This is a genomic window from Christiangramia sediminis, from assembly GCF_020552705.1.
In the GTDB taxonomy this organism is placed as follows: domain Bacteria; phylum Bacteroidota; class Bacteroidia; order Flavobacteriales; family Flavobacteriaceae; genus Christiangramia; species Christiangramia sediminis.
Genome location: NZ_JAJBZG010000002.1, coordinates 255,747 through 276,349 on the forward strand (window position 1 = coordinate 255,747; position 20,603 = coordinate 276,349).

Here is a 20,603-nt window from a genome sequence, read left to right on the forward strand (position 1 = left end):
TTTGGTTTTTAATTATACCGAAGTGATGTCTGCCACCCTTCGTAATTCTTTATCTACTTTAGCATCACCTTTAATAGCGGTAATCAAATCTACGTGAACTACCTTTTGATGATGTATACCTATCATTATTTCAGACTTACCTTTCATAAGAGCTTCCACGGCTCCTACACCAAGCTTACTGGCCAGAACACGATCAAAACAACTTGGTGAACCACCACGCTGAATATGACCCAGAACTGAAACTCTAATCTCATATTCGTCCATATTCTCTTCAATATACGATGCCAGTTCAAAGATGTTCTTCCCGCTCTTATCCCCTTCAGCAACAACTATGATGCTGGAAGTTTTCCCTGATTTCTTACTTTTTCTCAAGGACTCCAGCAATCTTTCCACTCCAAAATTCTCTTCGGGAATAAGTATTTCTTCAGCCCCTGCACCAATACCACTATTTAAAGCAATATCTCCTGCATCACGTCCCATTACTTCAATAAGAAATAACCTGTTATGTGAACTTGCGGTATCTCTAATCTTATCTATAGCTTCTACCACTGTATTAAGGGCAGTGTCATAGCCCAGGGTATAATCTGTGCCATTAATATCATTATCTATCGTAGCTGGGATTCCCACTGTTGGAAAGCCGAATTCTTTGCTAAAAAGCTGGGCTCCGGTAAAGGTTCCATCTCCTCCAATGACTATTAATGCATCAACATTATGTGCCTTTAGGTTTTCGAAAGCTTTCTTTCTTCCTTCTTTTGTTTCAAATTCTTTGGAACGGGTGGATTTAAGAAAAGTTCCACCTTTGTTAATTATGTTTCTAACCGAACGGGCATCAAGGTTTTCGAAGTCGGCTTCTATAAGTCCCTGATATCCCCTAAAAACCCCTGTGCATTCAAGTTTATAGAATGAACAGGCACGAACAACTGCTCTTATGGCAGCATTCATTCCCGGAGCATCTCCTCCAGAGGTTAGAACTGCGATGTTTCTAATATTTTCAACCATTTAACTCAAAACTAATCCCTTTCATAGCGATAACCTAATTTCGGAAAAAACTAAAACGTTTTCGGTTAATAACTAATAAAAAAAGCCACTATTAAGTGGCTTTTTGCAAATATTTATGAGTTTAATTACTTATTTATCAAAATTTTATACTCCCAGGCTTTAAAATTCATTTCCTGGCCCTTTGAAATTGATAGTTCAGAATCGTTCATACAATCTATAAATTCTCCTTCCATTTCTGCAGTAAAAGTCACGGGTTTGTCAGTCATATTCGCAACATAAAATAAAGTCTCTCCATTTTTTTCTCTTTTGAACAGGAGTACCTTTTCTTCTGCCGAATTCTTTACAGCAGTATATGAAGCCTTATTTTTTCCACCGTGCAATGCGACATTCGTATTCTTTAATTCTCCAAGTTTTTCAAGTAGCGGGTATACCTTTCCTTTGGTTTTTGGAATGGTATCTTTCTCGAAGAATAATAATCTTTTATCCATGTCATATTCCTGACCGCTATAGATCAACGGCATTCCTGGGATCGTATAGCTCATCGCCAGCATAGCTTCAGAAGCATCGCCCATTCTCTCCCTTACTGTTCCGGCCCATGAATTCTCATCGTGATTGGTTACGAAATTCATCAGGAAATCATCTTTTTGAAAAGTAGTGTCGATCTTTTTCATATAATCATCCCAGTCCTTGGCAGTTTTCTTACCCTGCGCGATCTCATTCATTAAATGATGACCTTCCCAGTTATAACCCATTTCAAAGGCACTGTGAAATAGATCTTTGGGATCTTGGGCTTCTGCCAGCATAATTAATGGCTTCACTTCATTAAGCTTTTTTGCGGCCGATTCCCAGAAATCTGTTGGAACTGAATGGGCTGCATCTGCTCTAAAACCATCAATATCGTGCTCTTTTACCCAGAACAGCATTTCTTCAGTCATCTTTTCACGGAGTTCTTGGTTGTCAAAATTAAGATCTGCCACATCTGTCCAACCCCATGGTTCTCCAGTTGCGTCATTGATAGGATCTGTGATCTCCCCATCCTTTCCTTTAGTGTAATACTCAGGATGTTCCGTGATCCATGCGTGATCCCAACCGGTATGGTTCGCCACCCAATCCAGGATCACATACATTCCATTGTCATGAGCTGTTTGTACCAGTTCATCAAAATCTTCCATATTCCCATGTTCAGGATTCACCGCGGAGTAATCTGAAATGGAATAATAACTCCCCAGATATTTTTTACGTTCTTCCGGATCTTCGATATCTTCAACATCCTGACCTCCGGTGGCTTTTCTATTTTTCATAGAAATAGGATACATCGGCATTAACCAGATCACCTTTACTCCAAGCTCCTTTAATTGCGGAATATCTTTGGTAAAAGCATCGAAAGTTCCCTCTGGTGAATACTGGCGGATATTTGCTTCGTAGATCACGGCCGTTTCCATCATATCATCACTAACCGGCGCAAGGCTGTCTTTTTTAGTTTCTTCAACAGAAGAATCTTCTTTGTTTGAGTCATTTTTACATGATATCAGAAAAGTGGATATCATTAAAAGCAATGCAAGTTTTTTCATTAAAAATTGTTTTGAATATTAATTAAGTTTCTAGTTTAGTTTAGTTGTAAAGAAATAAGCTCCTCTTTCTGAAAGCGTGAGTGTGTTACCCCACTGAATTTTTTCTCCTGATATCAAATTTTTCTTAGATGAACCCTGAAGCCCTAATTCCTGAAATCTTTCCAGATCCAGTTCTATTGTCTCATCATTTTTATTTAAGATCAATACTACTTTTTCCTTTTCTGAAATTCGGGATATCAGGTAAACTTCATTTTCCGGAGCGAAATGAATGGTCTTTCCGTTTTGGATCGCCTCACTATCTTTACGATAGTTAAGTATCGTTTTCAGAAAAGACTGCATATCTTTTTGCTCTTCCGTAAGTCCTTCACCGGTAAAGGCATTCGCTTCGCTATCTTCCCAGCCGCCAGGAAATTCAGTCCTTATCAATCCATGGTCACCAGGATTCTCGGTATCATCCATCAGGATTTCCGTACCATAATAAATTTGCGGAATTCTGGGAAGCACCAGTAAATAACTCAATGCCATTTTGGTATTGGGAATATCCTCTCTGAGCTGCGTATAAATTCTGCTCATATCATGATTATCCGGAAAGATCATAATATTTTCGGGAGAAGCGTATGCGAAATCATTGGAAAGACCCGCATATAATTTATGCAGTCCTTTTTCCCAGCCGGAATCTTCATTTAAACCTTCAACAATTTTAGACTGCATGGCAAAATCCATGGTACTTTTAAGGTTGGAATCATAGCCATTATCAACACCATCCTGCCAGTATCTTATAAGTAAGGGATTATTACTCCATTCTTCACCTACTATATTAAAATTTGGATACTCGCTCATGATCGCGCCGGCCCAATTGCTCATAAATTCTTTATCGGGATAAGGATAAGTATCCTGACGAATTCCACCCAAACCAAGAGTTTCGATCCACCAAATACTATTCTGAATAAGATATTTCGCCATAAAAGGATTACGCTGATTAAGATCTGGCATCGTGTCTACAAACCAGCCATCGTTCATTTGTTTTTTATCGAATTCTGAAGCATATAGATCCTGATTGGTAGTTCTCTTGTGATTTGAATAAATAATCTTTTCACCATTTTCATATAGTTCCTGATAATTTATCCAGTCACTAAAAGGAAGATCATCCATCCACCAGTGTTCTACACCCGCGTGGTTAGCTATTTGATCCATGATCAGTTTAATTCCTCTTTTTTCGGCTTTATCAGCTAGTTCTTTATATTCTTCTAATGTTCCAAAGCGTGGATCAACTCTATAGAAGTCGGTCATAGCATACCCATGGTAAGAACCAGATTTCATGTCATTGATCAATAAAGGAGAAGACCATAAGGCCGTAAAACCCATTTTATCTATATAATCCAGATGATCTATAATTCCGCGAATATCGCCACCATGACGAGCATAGTCATCACTTCGGTCTATAGTTTTCTCATTAAGGCTTTTATCTGTATCGTTTGAAGTATCGCCATTGGCAAAACGGTCTGGAGTGATAAGATATATAGCATCTGTATTATCAAAACCTATATAATCTTCAGCAGGTTTTGTACGCGCTTTTAATTCATACTCATAAGTTTCAGCAGAACCATCAGGCATTTTAAAAGTTAGATCAAAAGTTCCGGGTCTGGCTTCATTTGAAATATTTAAGTCTAAGAACAGGTAATTAGGACTATCAGCCTGGTTCACTTTCTTTATAGTTACTCCACTATAATCCAGAGAAGGTGTTGCTTTTCCTATATTTTCACCATAGACCATTAACTGAAGACTGGATCCTTCAAATCCCACCCACCAGTTAGGTGGCTCCACTCGTTCTATTTGAGAAAATGCATTTAAACTAAGCAGTGATATTAAAAAGTAAAAGATTGGTTTCATAAGGGGGGAGTTGCATAAAAAAGGCTTTCTGAAAAAAATCAGAAAGCCTCTAATTATTTAAACACTTACAGGTGTATTGGGTAAAACTTCAAGGGATTTGCCATTCACCAGGATATCGAGTGAATCGTTTCCTTCAAGGGAGAACTCGGTTTTTTCTACAGATACCTGCACCTTTAAAATTCTATCCCTAAAATTCACTTTAAAAGAGTAAGCTTTCCATTGTTCCGGGATCTGAGGTTTGAATGATAATTGATTATTTTCCACTCTCATTCCACCAAAACCTTCTACAATACTCATCCAGGTCCCAGCCATACTTGTAATATGGCAACCTTCTTCTACCTCTTTATTATAATCATCAAGATCCAGTCTTGAAGTTCTTACATAGAACTCATAAGCTTGCTCCATCCTACCCAGCAATGCCGCCTGAATACTGTGAACACAAGGAGAAAGTGAGGATTCATGAACCGTTAAAGGCTCGTAGAAATCAAAATGTTTTTCCAGATTTTCTTTACTAAAGTGATCTTCAAAGAAATAGAACCCCTGTAGCACATCGGCCTGCTTAATATAGCATGATCTTAAAATCCTGTCCCAGCTCCATTTTTGATTAATAGGTCGTTGTTTCTTATCCAGGTCTGAAACCGGAATAATTTCTTTATCGAGAAAACCATCCTGCTGAAGGTATACCCCATGTTCTTCTGAATACGGAAAGTACATTTCTTCAGCTACTTCCTTCCATTTAGATAATTCTCCTTCATTCAATGAAGTGAGTCCCATCACCCGCAGGTAGTCTTCCTGATATCCATCTTTCACCTTATCTATCATTTCCAGACAGTACTCGATACACCATTTTGCGATATAATTAGTGTACCAGTTATTATGGACATTATTTTCATATTCATTAGGTCCGGTCACGCCCAGGATAACGTATTTATTCTTTTTCTTACTGAAGTTGGCCCGCTGATGCCAGAACCTGGCAATAGCGATCATCACTTCCAGCCCTTTTTCAGGAATATAACTGAAATCGCCCGTAAAACGAACATAGTTATAAATTGCAAAAACCATCGCTCCGTTACGGTGAATCTCTTCAAAAGTGATCTCCCATTCGTTATGGCTTTCTTCACCATTCATAGTAACCATAGGGTATAAAGCAGCTCCATTTGAAAATCCAAGCTTACTGGCATTTTGCTGGGCTTTCTCTAAGTGATTATAACGGTAGGAAAGAAGTTTTCTGGCTACTTTTTGATCTTTAGTAGCCATATAAAAAGGAATACAATAAGCCTCAGTATCCCAGTATGTACTACCGCCATATTTTTCCCCGGTAAATCCTTTGGGTCCAATATTCAACCTTTCATCTTTTCCTAAATAGGTCTGGTTAAGCTGAAAAATATTGAACCGAATTCCCTGCTGTGCTTTTACATCTCCGGAAATTGTAATATCTGCCATTTCCCAGATCGCGGCCCAGGCTTCTTTTTGTTCCTTTTTAAGTTGATCAAAACCTTTATCTACTGCTTTATTCAATACCGAAGAAGATGCAGAAATTAGATCTGCTCTATTATGGTTCATATCGGTTACATAACCGGCATATTTTATAATTGCAGCTGTTTCAGCTTTTTTAGTATCTATTGAATAGGAGAAAGAAACCCTGTCTTCTCCGGTTATTCCTTCCTGAGATTGTGTTTCCTTTTTTCCATTCAGAAAAATTTCAGACTGCATATAGGTGCCAACATGAAATTCGGTTTTCAGCGTTTTAGAAACTATAAAAGCTCGGTCTTCTTTAGTTTTAACCTCCAGGGTCTCCCAGAAACGTTCTTCCCAGTTCGCATCGGTATTGGTGATACTTCCGTCTAAATAGGGATCAAAACGAACAGTCGCATCCATATTTACGGGTCTAACTTCAAACTTTATCGCTCCCAGCTCATCATTAACTATAGAAAGGAAACGAACTGCTTTTACTTCAACCTCAACCCCATTAGGCAGGGTAGCTTCAAAAGATCTGGCCAGAAAACCTTCTTTCATATTTAATTCCCTGCGGAAATTCTTTACTTTTTCGCAGGTATTAAGATCCAGAGCTTCATCATTCACAAAAACATTAATCCCAATCCAGTTTGGAGCATTCAATACTTTGGCGAAATATTCAGGATAACCGTTCTTCCACCAGCCAACTTTTGTTTTATCTGGATAATATACTCCTCCAATATAGCTTCCCTGAAAACTAGGTCCTGAATATTGTTCTTCAAAATTAGCACGCTGGCCCATGGCGCCGTTGCCGATACTTAACAAACTTTCTGAAGATTTTACTCTTCCCGGGTCAAACTCTTCTTCTATGATAGACCACTCATCAGGTTTTATATAATCTTGATTCATTACTTCTCGTTTCTCAATAATTTTTCAATAAATTCTATTTCAATCTCTGTGAAATCTGTGAAAACATAATCTGCTTCCTGCAGTACTTTTTTATCACCGATTCCCACACTTATCATTTTACCAATATTTGCAGCCTGAACTCCGGCAACCGAATCTTCAAATACCACGCAATTCTCTGGTTTTGTATTCAATTTTTCAGCCGCGATCAAAAACACTTCCGGATCTGGCTTTGCCTTACTAACATCTGTACCATCAACGATTGCATCGAATTTATCGTCCAGATCAATTTTTTTTAGAATGGTTCGGGCATTCTTACTAGCCGACCCAAGCGCAAATGGAATATCATTCTCCTTAAGATAATCCAAAACTTTTGGCACCCCCGGAAGAATTTCAGCATTGTCCATTTCATCTACATAAGATAGGTAATTTTCATTTTTAAGAGCCATTTGCCGGTTGAATTCCTTTTCAGAAAGTTTCATATCACCCCATTTCAGGATCTTTTTTAAGGATTCTACCCGGCTTACTCCTTTTAATTGCTCATTCTGTTCTTCGGTAAAATCGAATCCAAGATCATTCGCCAGTTTTCTCCAGGCCAAAAAATGAAATTTGGCCGTATCTACTATCACGCCATCCAGATCGAATATGAATGCTTTATGATTGCTCATCTATATTTATTCTTTTATTTGTTTGAACTCTTAAAGTTAAAAGTCCTGATAAGATCATGGAACAACCTCCTACCATCAAAGCATAGATAGGTTCTCCATTGAATAATTCCTTTACAAGGAAACCAAGAATTGTTGCCGCTACAATTTGCGGGATAACAATAAAGAAGTTAAAAACTCCCATATAATATCCCATTTTAGAGGAAGGCAACGCACCTGAAAGCATTGCATAAGGAATAGATAGTATACTGGCCCAGGCCACCCCTACTCCAACCATTGCTAACAACAGTCCCACTTTATCTCCCAGAAAATAAACTGAAATCAATCCTAATCCTCCCATGCAAAGAGCAAGAAGGTGAGTTATCTTATTACTGGTTCTTCGGGCCAATACGGGTAATAAAAATGCCACGGCCGCTGCAACTCCATTATATACGGTAAACATAACTGTAACCCAGTCTGCGGCATCATTATATAATTCTGAAGTGGTATCATTGGTTCCAAAAACATGTCCTGTTACTGCCGGAGTTGTATAGATCCACATAGAAAATAATGCGAACCAGGAAAAGAATTGCACCCAGGCTAATTGTTTCATTGCAGGTGGCATATTCAGCATATCGGTGATAATTATTGTAAACCCGTTACGCACCTGTTTTTTCCGTAAAGTAGAAACGAGCATAAATAAAACCCCGGCAATGATAAGACCTACAAACAGTATATATAACTCTTTAGTAAGCCCGTTCTGAAAAATAAGGAATGAAACGACCGCTCCAATCGAGGCCATTATTGCTCCGGCAATAAACTGATTGCGAATATTCTTTGTTTTATCTACAACTTCAACGCGCGCAGGCTTATCTTTAAGTTTTTCCTTTTCAAAAGCTTCAAGTTGTTCCGGAGTATATTCCTTAGATTTAATAACGGTCCACATAACTGCAAGAAAGAATACTACTCCCCCCACATAGAAGGACCATTTCACCGAATCTGGAATAATACCTTCAGGAGCTGTGTTGCTTATTCCAAACCAATTCGTGAACATATAAGGAAGCAGCGAACCTACCACTGCACCTATTCCAATGAAAAAACTCTGCATGGCAAACCCAAGGGTTCTTTGCCTATCTGGCAGGTTGTCCCCAACAAAGGCCCGGAACGGTTCCATGGAAATATTGATAGATGCATCCATCATCCATAAAGTTCCGGCGGCAACCCACAGCGTTGGTGAATTTGGCATTATAAAAAGTGCTATGGAAGAAAGGATCGCTCCTATAAGGAAATAAGGTCTTCTTCTGCCTAATCGTGTCCAGGTGCGGTCACTAAAATAACCTATAATTGGCTGAACAACGAGTCCGGTAACCGGTGCGGCAATCCAAAGAATAGGAATATCCTCCACATTTGCTCCAAGAGTTTCAAAAATTCTTGAAGTGTTGGCATTTTGTAAGGCAAAACCAAACTGAATTCCCAGAAATCCGAAACTCATGTTCCAAATCTCCCAAAAGCTTAAGGTACGTTTCCGCATATCGTAAATTTTAATTATCACGACAAGCACTAAGACTTATCAAAACTTAATACAGGTAGGAAGTAAAAATATAAGTTCTGATAAATTTCAACTAGGGCAAATATAAATATTTTTTAAAGCGAACGCTTTATTTCTTTGATTTTGTTGAATTTCGGGTCACAAGTTCAGTTTCCACAATGATGGTTTTGTAGTAATCATTCTCAGTCGGTGTACGTTCCAGTTTCTCAATTAATAGGCGGGCAGATTCTTCTCCCATTCTAGTCCCATGCTGACTTACGGTGGTTAAACTTGGAATAAATCTTTTGGAAAGTTCTCCATCTGTAAAACCGATTACCGAAACATCATCAGGCACTTTTTTACCTTGCTCCTGAATTGTTTTGATCGCAGAAATGGCAAAATGTTCATTTACTGCAAAGACCCCATCCACTTTTTTGTTTTTCAGAAATTCTTCAATTTCGACTTCACTGTTTTCTATCTGCTCGATCTTTAAGATAAGATCTTCATTTATTTCAATATTATTTTCAACCAGAGCCTGTTTATAGCCATGGGTGCGTAATTTACCTACACTCACATAATCTACTGTAGATATTAAGGCAATATTTTTGCATCCGCAATCCACTAAATATTGAACCGCCTTTTTCCCTCCATTTACATCATCTATAATTACCTTATCGCAGGCAATCTCGTCCACTACTCTATCAAATAAGACTAATGGCATCCCCTGGTTAATTGCTTCCACAAGGTGATGATAATCTGCTTTTTGCATGGTCTCTTTGGCGAGAGAAAGGATAAAACCATCTGTACTACCATTGGCAAGCATCTCCATATTCAGGACTTCCTTGTCAAAAGAATTATCTGAAAGGCACACAAATACGTTATACCCCATTTCATTGGCGACTTTTTCTACTCCGCTTATAACGGTAGTAAAAAAATGATGCACAATTTCCGGAATGATGATCCCTATAGTCTTGGTTTTTCGGTTCTTAAGACTAAGAGCTATATTATTGGGTTTGTAATTATAATGTTTGGCAAAAGCTTTAATTTTTTCCCGGGTTTCTTCACCAATTTCGGGACTATCGCGCAGAGCTTTGGAAACCGTAGAAATGGATACATCTAATTCTTTCGCAATATTCTTTAGGGTGAGTTTCGGCTTCATTTAGATTCAATATTCTCTATTAGAGTAGGGTTAAATTTTCATTTCAACAAATCTAGCATATTTAAATTATGAAGTCCTTAAGAAAAAAAAGTTTTCAACACGAAAACGTTTTCGTCGCAGCAATAACGGCCATTCCCCGATTATTGCCTCAGAATTTACATACATTTAACCTCAGGAAGTGAAAATATAAGGTTTAATTTTTATTAAAAACCAATAGAAAATTTATGAGAACTTTAATTAAAAGCACATTGATTTTGCTGTTTATGCTACCAATGAGCTTTTTTGCCCAAAACACCGTCAGCGGTAATGTGACCGAAAGTTCCACAGGACTGCCTGTTCCAGGTGTTAACGTAATTGTTCAAGGAACCTCAAACGGTACTACAACAGATTTTGATGGTAATTATACTATTCAAAATGTTTCAAATGATGACATTCTCGTATTTTCCTTTTTAGGCTTTACTACTCAGGAAATTCCATACGAAGGACAGTCAACAATAAATATTAAACTCGATGAAGATGCTGCTTCACTAGATGAAGTTGTTCTAATTGGATACGGAGCCACCTCTGAACAGGATGCTACCGGTGCAGTAGAGAAAATATCTTCTGAATCATTTAATCAGGGAGCGGTAGTTTCCCCCGAGCAGTTAATCGCCGGTAAATCTGCCGGAGTGCAGATAACTCCGGGCGGAGGTGCTCCGGGACAGGGAGGTACGATTCGTATTCGTGGTGGCTCCTCTCTTTCTGCATCTAATGATCCTCTTATCGTGGTAGATGGAGTACCATTAGATCAAAGAGGTGTTGCAGGATCACGAAATGCCTTAAACTCTATTAATCCAAATGAAATTGAAGACTTTACCATCTTAAAGGATGCAGCAGCAACTTCTATCTATGGTTCCAGAGCTTCTAATGGGGTGATCCTTATTACCACCAAAAAAGGTAAGAAAGACTCCCCTTTTCAATTTACTTATGACCTCAAAACCTCTATAGGAAATGTCACAGATAAAGTGGATGTTTTAAATGCCGAGGAGTTCAGGACTTTGATCAATAATACTCCTGGAACAGATCCTTCTCTATTAGGAAATGCTGATACAGACTGGCAGGAGCAGATTTATGAAACTTCAGTAGGTGCAATTCATAACCTTACTGCTACTCAGGGTGTGGGAAATTTCTATTACAGACTTAACTTTAACCAGACAGCAGAAACAGGAGTTCTTTCAGGTGATTATTATGAAAGGAATGCTTTTAACATTGCTCTTAATCAGGATCTATTTGATAACAGTCTGAAACTTACACTTACCTCTAAGAACAGTCTGGATAAAAATAATTTTGCCAATCAGGGAGCTATAGGATCTGCCGTTGCGTTTGATCCTACTCAACCAATTTATGATGATAGCCTTCCTTTTGGTGGATATTTTGAATTTTCCAGACAATCTGGAGATGAAATCGTTCAACAAAACCTGGCTACAAGAAACCCGGTTGCTTTATTGGAGCAAAACACTGACGAAAATCAGACCAGAAGATCTATTACCAATTTGAATGCGGAATATAAAATTCCTTTTCTTACGGGATTAAAAGCCGTAGTAAACGCTGGTTTTGATTATGCTGAAGCCAGAGGAAACACATTTCTTCCTTTAATTGCTGCTTCCAACACCACTAATATAGATCAGTACAGTAATTATGAGAATATCAACCGTAACTTATTATTAGATGCCTATCTAAATTATAAGACAGATGTAGATTTTCTTAATACTACTGAAGTGGATGTCACCGCAGGTCACTCTTACCAGGAGTTCTATTCTTTTTCTGATGTATTTGGTACAGAGCAGGATCAAAGAGTAGATTTCCCAGTAGACATTAACAGAAATGCCCTGGAATCATACTTCGCCAGAGCAAGTTTCGATATTAATGATAAATACCTTATTTCTGGAAGTATTAGAGCCGATGGTTCTTCCAGAGTTGCTCCACAAAACAGATGGGGATATTTCCCTGCAGCGTCTATAGGTTGGAAAATACATAATGAATCATTTCTACAAGGTTCCAACCTGATTTCTGAATTGAAATTAAGAGGTGGTTACGGGGAAACCGGTAACTATGAAATTGGAGGCTCAGATCCAACTCGAGGAAATTATAGTTATTTAGGTCTATATACTCCCAGCCAGGGAGGAGCCAGATACCAGTTTGGCAACACTTTTATACCAACTTTAAGACCTGAAGAATATGATGAAGATCTTAAATGGGAAAGCCTAATTAATTATAATGCGGGTATAGATTTTGGTTTCTTCAGTAACAGATTAAGCGGATCTGTGGATGTATATTACAGGGAAACCGAAGACCTTATTGCCACCGTACCGGTTCCGGCAGGGGCAAACCTCTCAGACCAGTTGCTCACCAATGTTGGAACAACCGTGAGTAAAGGTGTGGAAGTTGGACTTAGCGGAGACCTTGCAAGATCTGAAGATTTTAACTGGACCCTTAATTACAATATTTCTTTCCAGGAATTGGAGATCACAAAGTTATCCTTAGGAGACGATCCTAACTTTTTTATCCCCCAGGGAGGAATTAGCGGGGGTGTTGGAAACAACATTCAACTTTGGAAAGAAGGCTATGACCCAACAACCTTCTTTGTTTTCAGACAGGTATATAATGAGCAGGGACAGCCTATTGAAGGTGCTTACGTAGATGTGAACGGTGACAACCAGATCACTGAAGCAGATAAGCAACCTTATAAAAAGGCTACCCCAGATTATTATATGGGACTTACAAATACCATGAACTATAAGAATCTTGATCTAAGCTTTACGTTTAGAGGAAGTTTTGGAAACTATAACTACAATAACACTCAATCTGCGAATGGATTCGTAGAAGCAGGAACCAATACTCCTTCAGATTATTACTCAAATTTCAATGCGAATGTATTGGAATCTGGATTTGAAAACAGTCAGTTTTTCTCAGATTACTACCTGGAAGCTGCAGATTTCGTAAAACTGGATAATATAAGTATTGGGTATACCATACCTGGTGAAGAACTGGATTTCAGGATCTCTGCTACTGCTACCAACGTGCTGGTAATTACCAATTATGACGGACTGGATCCTGAAGTATTTGGAGGGATAGATAACAATTTTTATCCTAGATCCAGAAGATTTGTTCTGGGACTGAACTTTATATTTTAATGAATAATAGAAAAATTATAAGATATGTTTAATAAGATAAAATCAACCTTCCTGGTACTTTTCGGAATGGCGATATTATGGTCATGCGAAAGTGATTTAGACCTTACGCCAGAAGATAACAGGGAGACCGCCGCTTCTGCATTTAAAGATCCTGCCGCCTATAAGCAATTCCTGGCAAAACTTTATGCGGGATTTGCGATAAGTGGTCAGGATGGTCCTGCCGGGGATGCCGACCTTTCGGGTCTGGATGAAGGTTTCTCTCAGTATATGCGTTTATACTGGATGGTGCAGGAACTTACTACAGATGAAGCCGTAATTGGATGGAACGATGGAACCATAAAAGACCTTCACAACCAAAACTGGACTTCAGGAAATGAATTCATTAGAACCATGTATTCAAGAATCATGTACCAGATCGCACAGTCTAATGAGTATCTAAGACAAACCGAAGCTTCTGTGCTCGATGGTCGTGGCGTGGATAGCAGTATAAGAACTGAGATCGATACTTACAGAGCTGAAGCAAGATTTCTTCGCGCTTTAAGTTACTGGCATGCTCTTGATTTATACGGCAACCCTCCTTTCGTTACTGAAGAGGATCCCGTTGGAGCATTCCTTCCAGAACAAACTAATAGCGCTGAACTTTTTAATTATATCGAAAGTGAATTGCTAGCTATTGAAGATGACCTGAGAGCACCAGGAGCAAACGAATATGGACGTGCAGACCAGGGAGCGCTTTGGATGTTACTTTCCAAACTTTACCTGAATGCTGAAAAGTATACGGGTACAGGCAGATATAGCGATGTGGTTACATATACAAATAAGGTAATCAACTCCGATTACAGTCTGGTTGAAGATTATCAGAAATTATTCCTTGCTGATAATAATAGCAACGGTGCTCAAAACGAGATCATTTTTCCAATCACGTTTGATGGAATAAACACCCAGGCTTATGGAGGTATGACCTTTATTATTCATGCGGCTGTAGGCGGCGAAATGGATCCAGATGACTTCGGAATCAATGGTGGATGGGCTGGTTTAAGAACCACTTCTGCGCTGGTAAACAAATTTCTTGATAATGAAGAGGCTGAAATCACCGAAGTTGAAGACGATAGGGCTTTATTCTTTACAGAAGGTCAGTCTAAAGAGATCGATGATATTTCCAGTTTTACCGATGGGTATGCCGTTGCCAAATATAAGAATGTAGATGTGGACGGAAACGCAGGATCAGATCCTACAGGTGATTTTCCAGATACAGATTTCCCTATGTTTAGATTGGGAGATGCATATCTTATGTATGCTGAAGCAGTTGTGAGAGGTGGAGGCGGAAGCCAGGCCGATGCTGTAAGCTACATCAACGAACTTAGGGAGCGTGCTTTCGGTGATTCAAGCAATAACATTTCTACTGCAGATCTTGATCTAGAATTCATTTTAGCTGAAAGAGCCAGAGAACTTTATTGGGAAGCACATAGAAGAACAGATTTAATTCGTTTTAATCAATTTTCTGAAAACGGGATCTGGCCATTTAAAGGTGGTGTTCCTCAGGGAGCAACTACCCAGGCTTATAGAAATCTAATGCCAATTCCGGCTTCAGATCTAGGTGTAAACACCAACTTAACTCAAAATCCAGGATATTAATATTTCAATAGAATCAAAATGAAAAAGTTTTCAATTTTCTTATTAACGATAATAGCTTTTGTAGGATTTACTTCCTGCGAACATGACGACGATGTGGTATTCGTCGCGCAACCTGATGCAGATGGAATTTCATTTGTAAATTCAACTGCAGCTACATATACCCTTACCAATCAAACCGGTTCTAATATCGCAGAGCGCTTTGTATGGTCTGAGGTAGAATTTGATGCCCCCACCACCGTAACCTATGAACTTCAAGGCTCTACAACTTCAGATTTTAGTAACGCAGATATTATTGGAACTACTTCTGAGAATAATCTGGCGGTTACAGTTAGCCAAATGATGTCTTTAGCCGCAGATGCAGGTCTTGATAACGATCCAACTACGGAAGAAGCTCCAAATACCGGAAGCATTTTCTTTCAGGTGAGAGCATATGCTGGAACAGATGGAAGTAATGGATTAAATGCGACCTCTGAACCCATTTCAGTGAATGTAACCCTACCAGAAGCTGCTGAAGAAGGAGAACCAGCAAAAATGGACCTTTTCTTAGTTGGAGATGCTACCCCAACTGGATGGGATAATACTGCTACTAGCAATAATTATCCATTATTCAGAGATTCTGCCAATGATAACATTTATTACTATACCGGGAAATTTACTGCCGGTGGAGTAAAAGTTATAGAACAACGCGGTGCCTGGGCGCCCCAGTATGGAGGTGAAAACGGAAGCTTAATCTATAGAGCCACCGAAGCCGATCCAGATCCTTCGCCGATAACAGTAGATTCTGAAGCTTATTATACTTTCACCATCAATATTGAAGAAATGACTTATAGCCTGGAGCCTTATGACGCTTCCGCAGCTACAGAATATGACCAGATTGGACTGGTTGGAGCAGGAACAACTGTAGGATGGCCTGGTGATGATAACCCAACTCCAGATATTCTATTAACGCAATCTTCTGTAGATCCACATATATGGTATACTAAAGATGTTGAACTTTCAGAAGATGGAATTAAGTTCAGAGCTAACCTTGCCTGGGACGTAAACTGGGGAGGTGGAGAAAACTTCCCAAGTGGTCAGGCTACCGGTGATGATATTATTGTCTCCAGTGCAGGAACCTACAATGTTTGGTTCAATGATTTAACCGGCAGATATATCTTCATTCCTGTGGGTGAGGAATAGAATAGATTCAAATTAAAGGGGCTAAAGAATAGCCCCTTTTTTTATCTTTTAATTGAACTTAATTATGAAAAAAAATAAATTTTTAGCAATAATTCTTTTGAGCTTTTCCCTGATTCTAGGATCCTGCTCAAAAGACGATAATGGTGAGACGACTGATCCTGCAGATGATGTTACAGGTACACCTCAACTTCAACCGGGAACTGATGAACCTGAAGCAATAGATCTTTCTGCATATGATAATGGCAGCCGGGTAATGATGCAGGCTTTTTATTGGGATGTAGAACCTAGATTCGCCTGGTGGGATAATCTTTCAGAAAAAGTCCCAGGCTGGGCCGATGCTGGTGTAGAAAGAATATGGATCCCCTCTCCTGCTAAAGGGCAATCCGGTGGTTATTCTATGGGATATGATCCATCAGATTATTTTGATTTCGGAAATTTCGAGCAACACGGAACTGTAGAAACCAGGTTTGGTTCCAGAGAAGAATTGGAAAATTTGATCGCCGTTTCTCATGATAATGATGTTGAAGTTATTGCAGATATCGTACTTAATCATAATTCCGGGGGAGGTTTGCAATACAATCCTTACCGCGATTATGAAACCTATACCCTATTTAATGAAGAAAATGGAAATGCTTCAGGCATGTTCAACAGGACCTATGAAGATTTCTATCCAAACAGCGTGAGTGAATACGACCCGGGAAGTTTATTCTATGCCGAAACCAATCTTGACCACCACCGGGAAAGAGTTCAGGACTGGCTTTGGAAAAATGACAATTCCGTAGCTAAATATTATAAAAATGTGATGGGCTTTGACGGCTGGCGATTTGATTATGTAAAAGGATTTGAACCTTGGGTAGTAAAAGAATGGAATGAAGCCGTTGGTGGATTTTCTGTTGGAGAAAATTTCGACGGTAATCCAGATGTCTTAAGAGATTGGATAGAAGCTTCCGGATCTCCGGCTTTCGATTTCTCTACTTTCTACAAACTTGAAGAAAGTTTAGATCGTTATGAAGATCTTACCAACCTTGAGAAGGACATGCTCTGGAAAACACATCCTGAAAGTGCAGTTACTTTTACAGCAAATCATGATACCGAGAAAGATAGCGAAGAAGATAATTATATCATGACCTCCAACAAGATGAAAGCCTATGCTTATATACTTACGCATCCTGGATATCCAACCATATTTTATTCAGATTATGAGAACGAAAACTTTAAGGAAGAGCTAAAAACGCTCATATCGATTCATAACAGTATTGCTGCAGGGGACACAGAAATCCTATATGTAGATCAAGATGAGTATGTTATGAAAAGAAGCGGGACGGGCACTAATCCTGGATTAATTCTGTATATTAGCCTCAACAATAGTACAAAAAGACGTACGGTAAGTTCAAATTGGAATAATGTTACACTAATGGATTATAGTGGTAACTCAACTTATAAGCCTACCTCCGATGAAAATGGGATGGTTCAGATCGAAGCCCCGGCTAAGGCTTACGCAATTTATTCGATTACAGAATAGAACTTTTTAATTTTGAATTTTCATAGGTGTTAATTCAGATAGGACCCCGCTCTATGCGGGGTCTTTCTATTTCCTAAGGCTCCCACTCTCTTCTTTTCGACAAAAATTTTCGATGTTTTCGTTTGGAATTCTAATCCCTTTACGTAGTAATGTTTAAATAACAAAATTCAAGTAAGAAATTTATTATTTTCATTATTTGTCAACTTTTCATTGTTAGTAAATTTTTAATTTATTGATAATCAAACTATTAACAGTTTTTACTTGATAACTTTTTCTAAAGAATTTGTTAATAATATCAAATCTTTGTTTAGTTTTATACCACTCGAAAACGAAATTCTAATCTAAAAATCTCATTTATATGCCTGTACAAGAAAAACCAGTCGTTCCACAAACATATACCCAGGAACAGGCTTATGAAGCATCTCTGAAATATTTTAAAGGAGATGATCTCGCTGCAAGGGTTTGGGTGAATAAATATGCCCTAAAAGATTCCCAGGGCAACATTTACGAACTTACTCCAGATGATATGCACAGGCGTATCGCCAAAGAAATTGCACGAGTTGAAAAAAAATATCCTAACCCAATGAGTGAGGATGAAGTTTTTGACCTAATCAAGAATTTTAAATACATAGTACCTCAGGGAAGCCCGATGGCTGGCATCGGGAATCCTTATCAGGTAGGATCGCTTTCAAATTGTTTCGTTATTGGAAATGAGGGGGATTCTGATTCTTACGGAGGGATTATGAAGATAGACCAGGAGCAGGTTCAGTTAATGAAACGACGTGGCGGTGTTGGTCATGACCTTTCCCACATCCGTCCAAAAGGATCGGCTGTTAAGAATTCTGCACTAACTTCTACCGGAATTGTTCCGTTTATGGAGCGTTACTCCAATTCAACCCGGGAAGTTGCTCAGGATGGACGCCGTGGAGCTCTAATGCTATCAGTATCCATCAATCACCCCGATGCGGAAGATTTTATCGATGCTAAAATGGAACAGGGCAAAGTTACAGGCGCCAATGTTTCTGTAAGGATCGATGATGAATTTATGAAAGCGGTTAAGAACAATACGAATTACACTCAAAAATATCCGGTTTTCAGTAATGAGCCTAAATTCTCTAAGGATATTGAAGCCGATAAACTTTGGAAGAAAATCGTGCACAATGCCTGGAAATCTGCCGAGCCGGGAATCCTTTTCTGGGATACCGTAATTAATGAATCGGTACCAGATTGTTATGCTGACCTTGGTTATAAAACAGTTTCAACAAATCCCTGTGGTGAGATCCCATTATGTCCTTATGATTCATGTCGATTATTGGCGATCAATTTATTCTCCTATGTAGATGAACCGTTTACCGATAAGGCAAGTTTTAATCACGAACTTTTCAAAAAGCATATTGGAGCCGCTCAAAGAATCATGGATGATATTATTGATCTGGAATTGGAAAAGATCGATAATATTCTTGCAAAAATTGATGCAGATCCCGAAAATGAAGAAGTAAAAGCCGTTGAAAAAAACCTTTGGCTGAATATCCGCAAGAAAGCCTACGAAGGAAGAAGAACCGGAATTGGTATTACTGCTGAAGGAGATATGCTTGCGGGCCTTGGTATTAAATATGGTAGCAAAGATGGAATTGATTTTTCAGTAGATATCCATAAAAATATAGCGCTATCAGCTTATAGAGCTTCTGTAGATACCGCTAAAGAAAGAGGTGCTTTCTCCATTTTTGATTCAGAAAGAGAAAAAGACAATCCATTCATATTAAGATTGAAAGATGCCGATGAAAAGCTCTATTATGATATGCTGGAATATGGAAGAAGGAATATTGCTCTTCTAACTATTGCTCCGACAGGGACTACGAGTTTGATGACCCAGACAACTTCCGGAATTGAGCCTGTTTTTCTACCGGTTTATAAAAGAAGAAGAAAGGTAAATCCTAATGATAAAAATTCACGAGTAGACTTTGTAGACGAAGTTGGTGACTCCTGGGAGGAATACGTTGTTTTCCACCACCGTTTTAAAGAGTGGATGAAAGCAAATGGTCATGACACCGATAAAAATTACGATCAGGAAGAACTGGATAAACTGGTAAAGTTATCGCCATACTACCAGGCAACTTCCAACGATGTAGACTGGTTAAGTAAAGTGAAAATGCAGGGAGCTGTTCAAAAATGGATAGATCACTCTATTAGTGTGACCATCAACCTTCCGAATAATGTAGATGAAGAACTTGTCGGAAAACTTTATCTGGAAGCATGGGAAGCCGGATGTAAAGGAGTGACTGTGTATCGTGATGGCTCACGTTCCGGGGTGCTTATTTCTAATGAGGAGAAAAAAGAAGAAGAAGCAGAACATGCCGAAGGAACTTTTCCTCTAAAAAGACCGGAAACACTTACTGCTGATGTAGTTCGTTTCCAGAATAATAAGGATAAGTGGATCGCCTTTATAGGTCTGGTAGATGGGCGCCCGTACGAGATCTTTACCGGATTTGCTGATGATGAGGAAGGGATCCTAATTCCTCGTTGGGTAAATGAAGGTCTTATTATCAAGAATAGAAATGAGGACGGGTCTTCCCGTTATGATTTCCAGTATGAGAACAAACGTGGATACAAAACCACCATTGAAGGCCTTTCGCATAAGTTCAATCCTGAATTCTGGAACTATGCAAAACTGATCTCCAGCACACTGCGTCACGGAATGTCCATTGACAATGTAGTTGATCTTATTAACAGCCTGCAATTGAACAGTGAATCTATTAATACCTGGAAAAACGGGGTGGTTAGAGCTCTTAAGCGTTATATTGCTGATGGAACTGTTGCCAGGAAAGAAAAATGTACCAACTGTAACTCTTCCAATCTGATTTACCAGGAAGGTTGCTTAACCTGTAAGGACTGTGGTTCTTCGAAATGTGGTTAATTTTTTCTGTTATAACTGCAAAAAAGGT

The 20,603-nt window shown here is 38.9% G+C and carries 12 protein-coding genes; 5 read left to right on the top strand and 7 right to left on the bottom strand.

The window, feature by feature from the left end; all coding sequences use genetic code 11:
* Positions 1–12: 12 nt before the first annotated feature.
* The 7 genes from pfkA to LGQ90_RS05530 all read right to left on the bottom strand — a co-directional run bounded on the left by pfkA (position 13) and on the right by LGQ90_RS05530 (position 10,152).
* A complete protein-coding gene (pfkA, locus tag LGQ90_RS05500) occupies positions 13–999 on the bottom strand; it encodes a 6-phosphofructokinase (protein ID WP_229338996.1) in 987 nt (328 codons plus the stop codon).
* A 125-nt stretch (positions 1,000–1,124) separates the two neighbouring features.
* Positions 1,125–2,570, bottom strand: coding sequence for an alpha-amylase family glycosyl hydrolase (locus LGQ90_RS05505; protein WP_229338999.1), 1,446 nt, complete (start codon positions 2,568–2,570; stop codon positions 1,125–1,127).
* A 30-nt stretch (positions 2,571–2,600) separates the two neighbouring features.
* Positions 2,601–4,460: a glycoside hydrolase family 13 protein gene (locus LGQ90_RS05510; RefSeq protein WP_229339001.1), complete on the bottom strand. Its 1,860-nt coding sequence runs from the start codon at positions 4,458–4,460 to the stop codon at positions 2,601–2,603.
* 57 nt (positions 4,461–4,517) lie between these two features.
* Positions 4,518–6,824, bottom strand: coding sequence for a glycoside hydrolase family 65 protein (locus tag LGQ90_RS05515; protein WP_229339003.1), 2,307 nt, complete (start codon positions 6,822–6,824; stop codon positions 4,518–4,520).
* Positions 6,824–7,489, bottom strand: a complete 666-nt coding sequence (gene pgmB / locus LGQ90_RS05520; protein ID WP_229339005.1) for a beta-phosphoglucomutase — start codon at positions 7,487–7,489, stop codon at positions 6,824–6,826. Before pgmB ends, LGQ90_RS05515 begins: the two co-directional genes overlap by 1 nt.
* Complete coding sequence (locus LGQ90_RS05525; protein WP_229339007.1) at positions 7,476–8,996, bottom strand: MFS transporter; 1,521 nt, start codon at positions 8,994–8,996, stop codon at positions 7,476–7,478. The genes pgmB and LGQ90_RS05525 overlap by 14 nt, the downstream gene beginning before the upstream one ends.
* A 127-nt stretch (positions 8,997–9,123) precedes the next feature.
* Positions 9,124–10,152: a LacI family DNA-binding transcriptional regulator gene (locus LGQ90_RS05530; protein ID WP_229339009.1), complete on the bottom strand. Its 1,029-nt coding sequence runs from the start codon at positions 10,150–10,152 to the stop codon at positions 9,124–9,126.
* A gap of 224 nt (positions 10,153–10,376) precedes the next feature.
* On the opposite strand from LGQ90_RS05530, the gene LGQ90_RS05535 reads away from it, so the two are divergent.
* From LGQ90_RS05535 to LGQ90_RS05555, 5 genes are all read left to right on the top strand, one after another.
* Positions 10,377–13,325, top strand: a complete 2,949-nt coding sequence (locus LGQ90_RS05535) for a SusC/RagA family TonB-linked outer membrane protein (RefSeq protein ID WP_229339011.1) — start codon at positions 10,377–10,379, stop codon at positions 13,323–13,325.
* Between the two features lie 24 nt (positions 13,326–13,349).
* The gene (locus LGQ90_RS05540; protein ID WP_229339013.1) at positions 13,350–14,960 is read left to right on the top strand and encodes a RagB/SusD family nutrient uptake outer membrane protein; all 1,611 of its coding nucleotides are present in this window, start codon (positions 13,350–13,352) and stop codon (positions 14,958–14,960) included.
* A gap of 18 nt (positions 14,961–14,978) precedes the next feature.
* Positions 14,979–16,139: a SusE domain-containing protein gene (locus LGQ90_RS05545; protein ID WP_229339015.1), complete on the top strand. Its 1,161-nt coding sequence runs from the start codon at positions 14,979–14,981 to the stop codon at positions 16,137–16,139.
* A gap of 64 nt (positions 16,140–16,203) precedes the next feature.
* Positions 16,204–17,661, top strand: a complete 1,458-nt coding sequence (locus LGQ90_RS05550; RefSeq protein WP_229339017.1) for an alpha-amylase — start codon at positions 16,204–16,206, stop codon at positions 17,659–17,661.
* 358 nt (positions 17,662–18,019) lie between these two features.
* Positions 18,020–20,575, top strand: coding sequence for an adenosylcobalamin-dependent ribonucleoside-diphosphate reductase (locus LGQ90_RS05555; protein ID WP_229339019.1), 2,556 nt, complete (start codon positions 18,020–18,022; stop codon positions 20,573–20,575).
* Positions 20,576–20,603 lie beyond the last annotated feature (28 nt).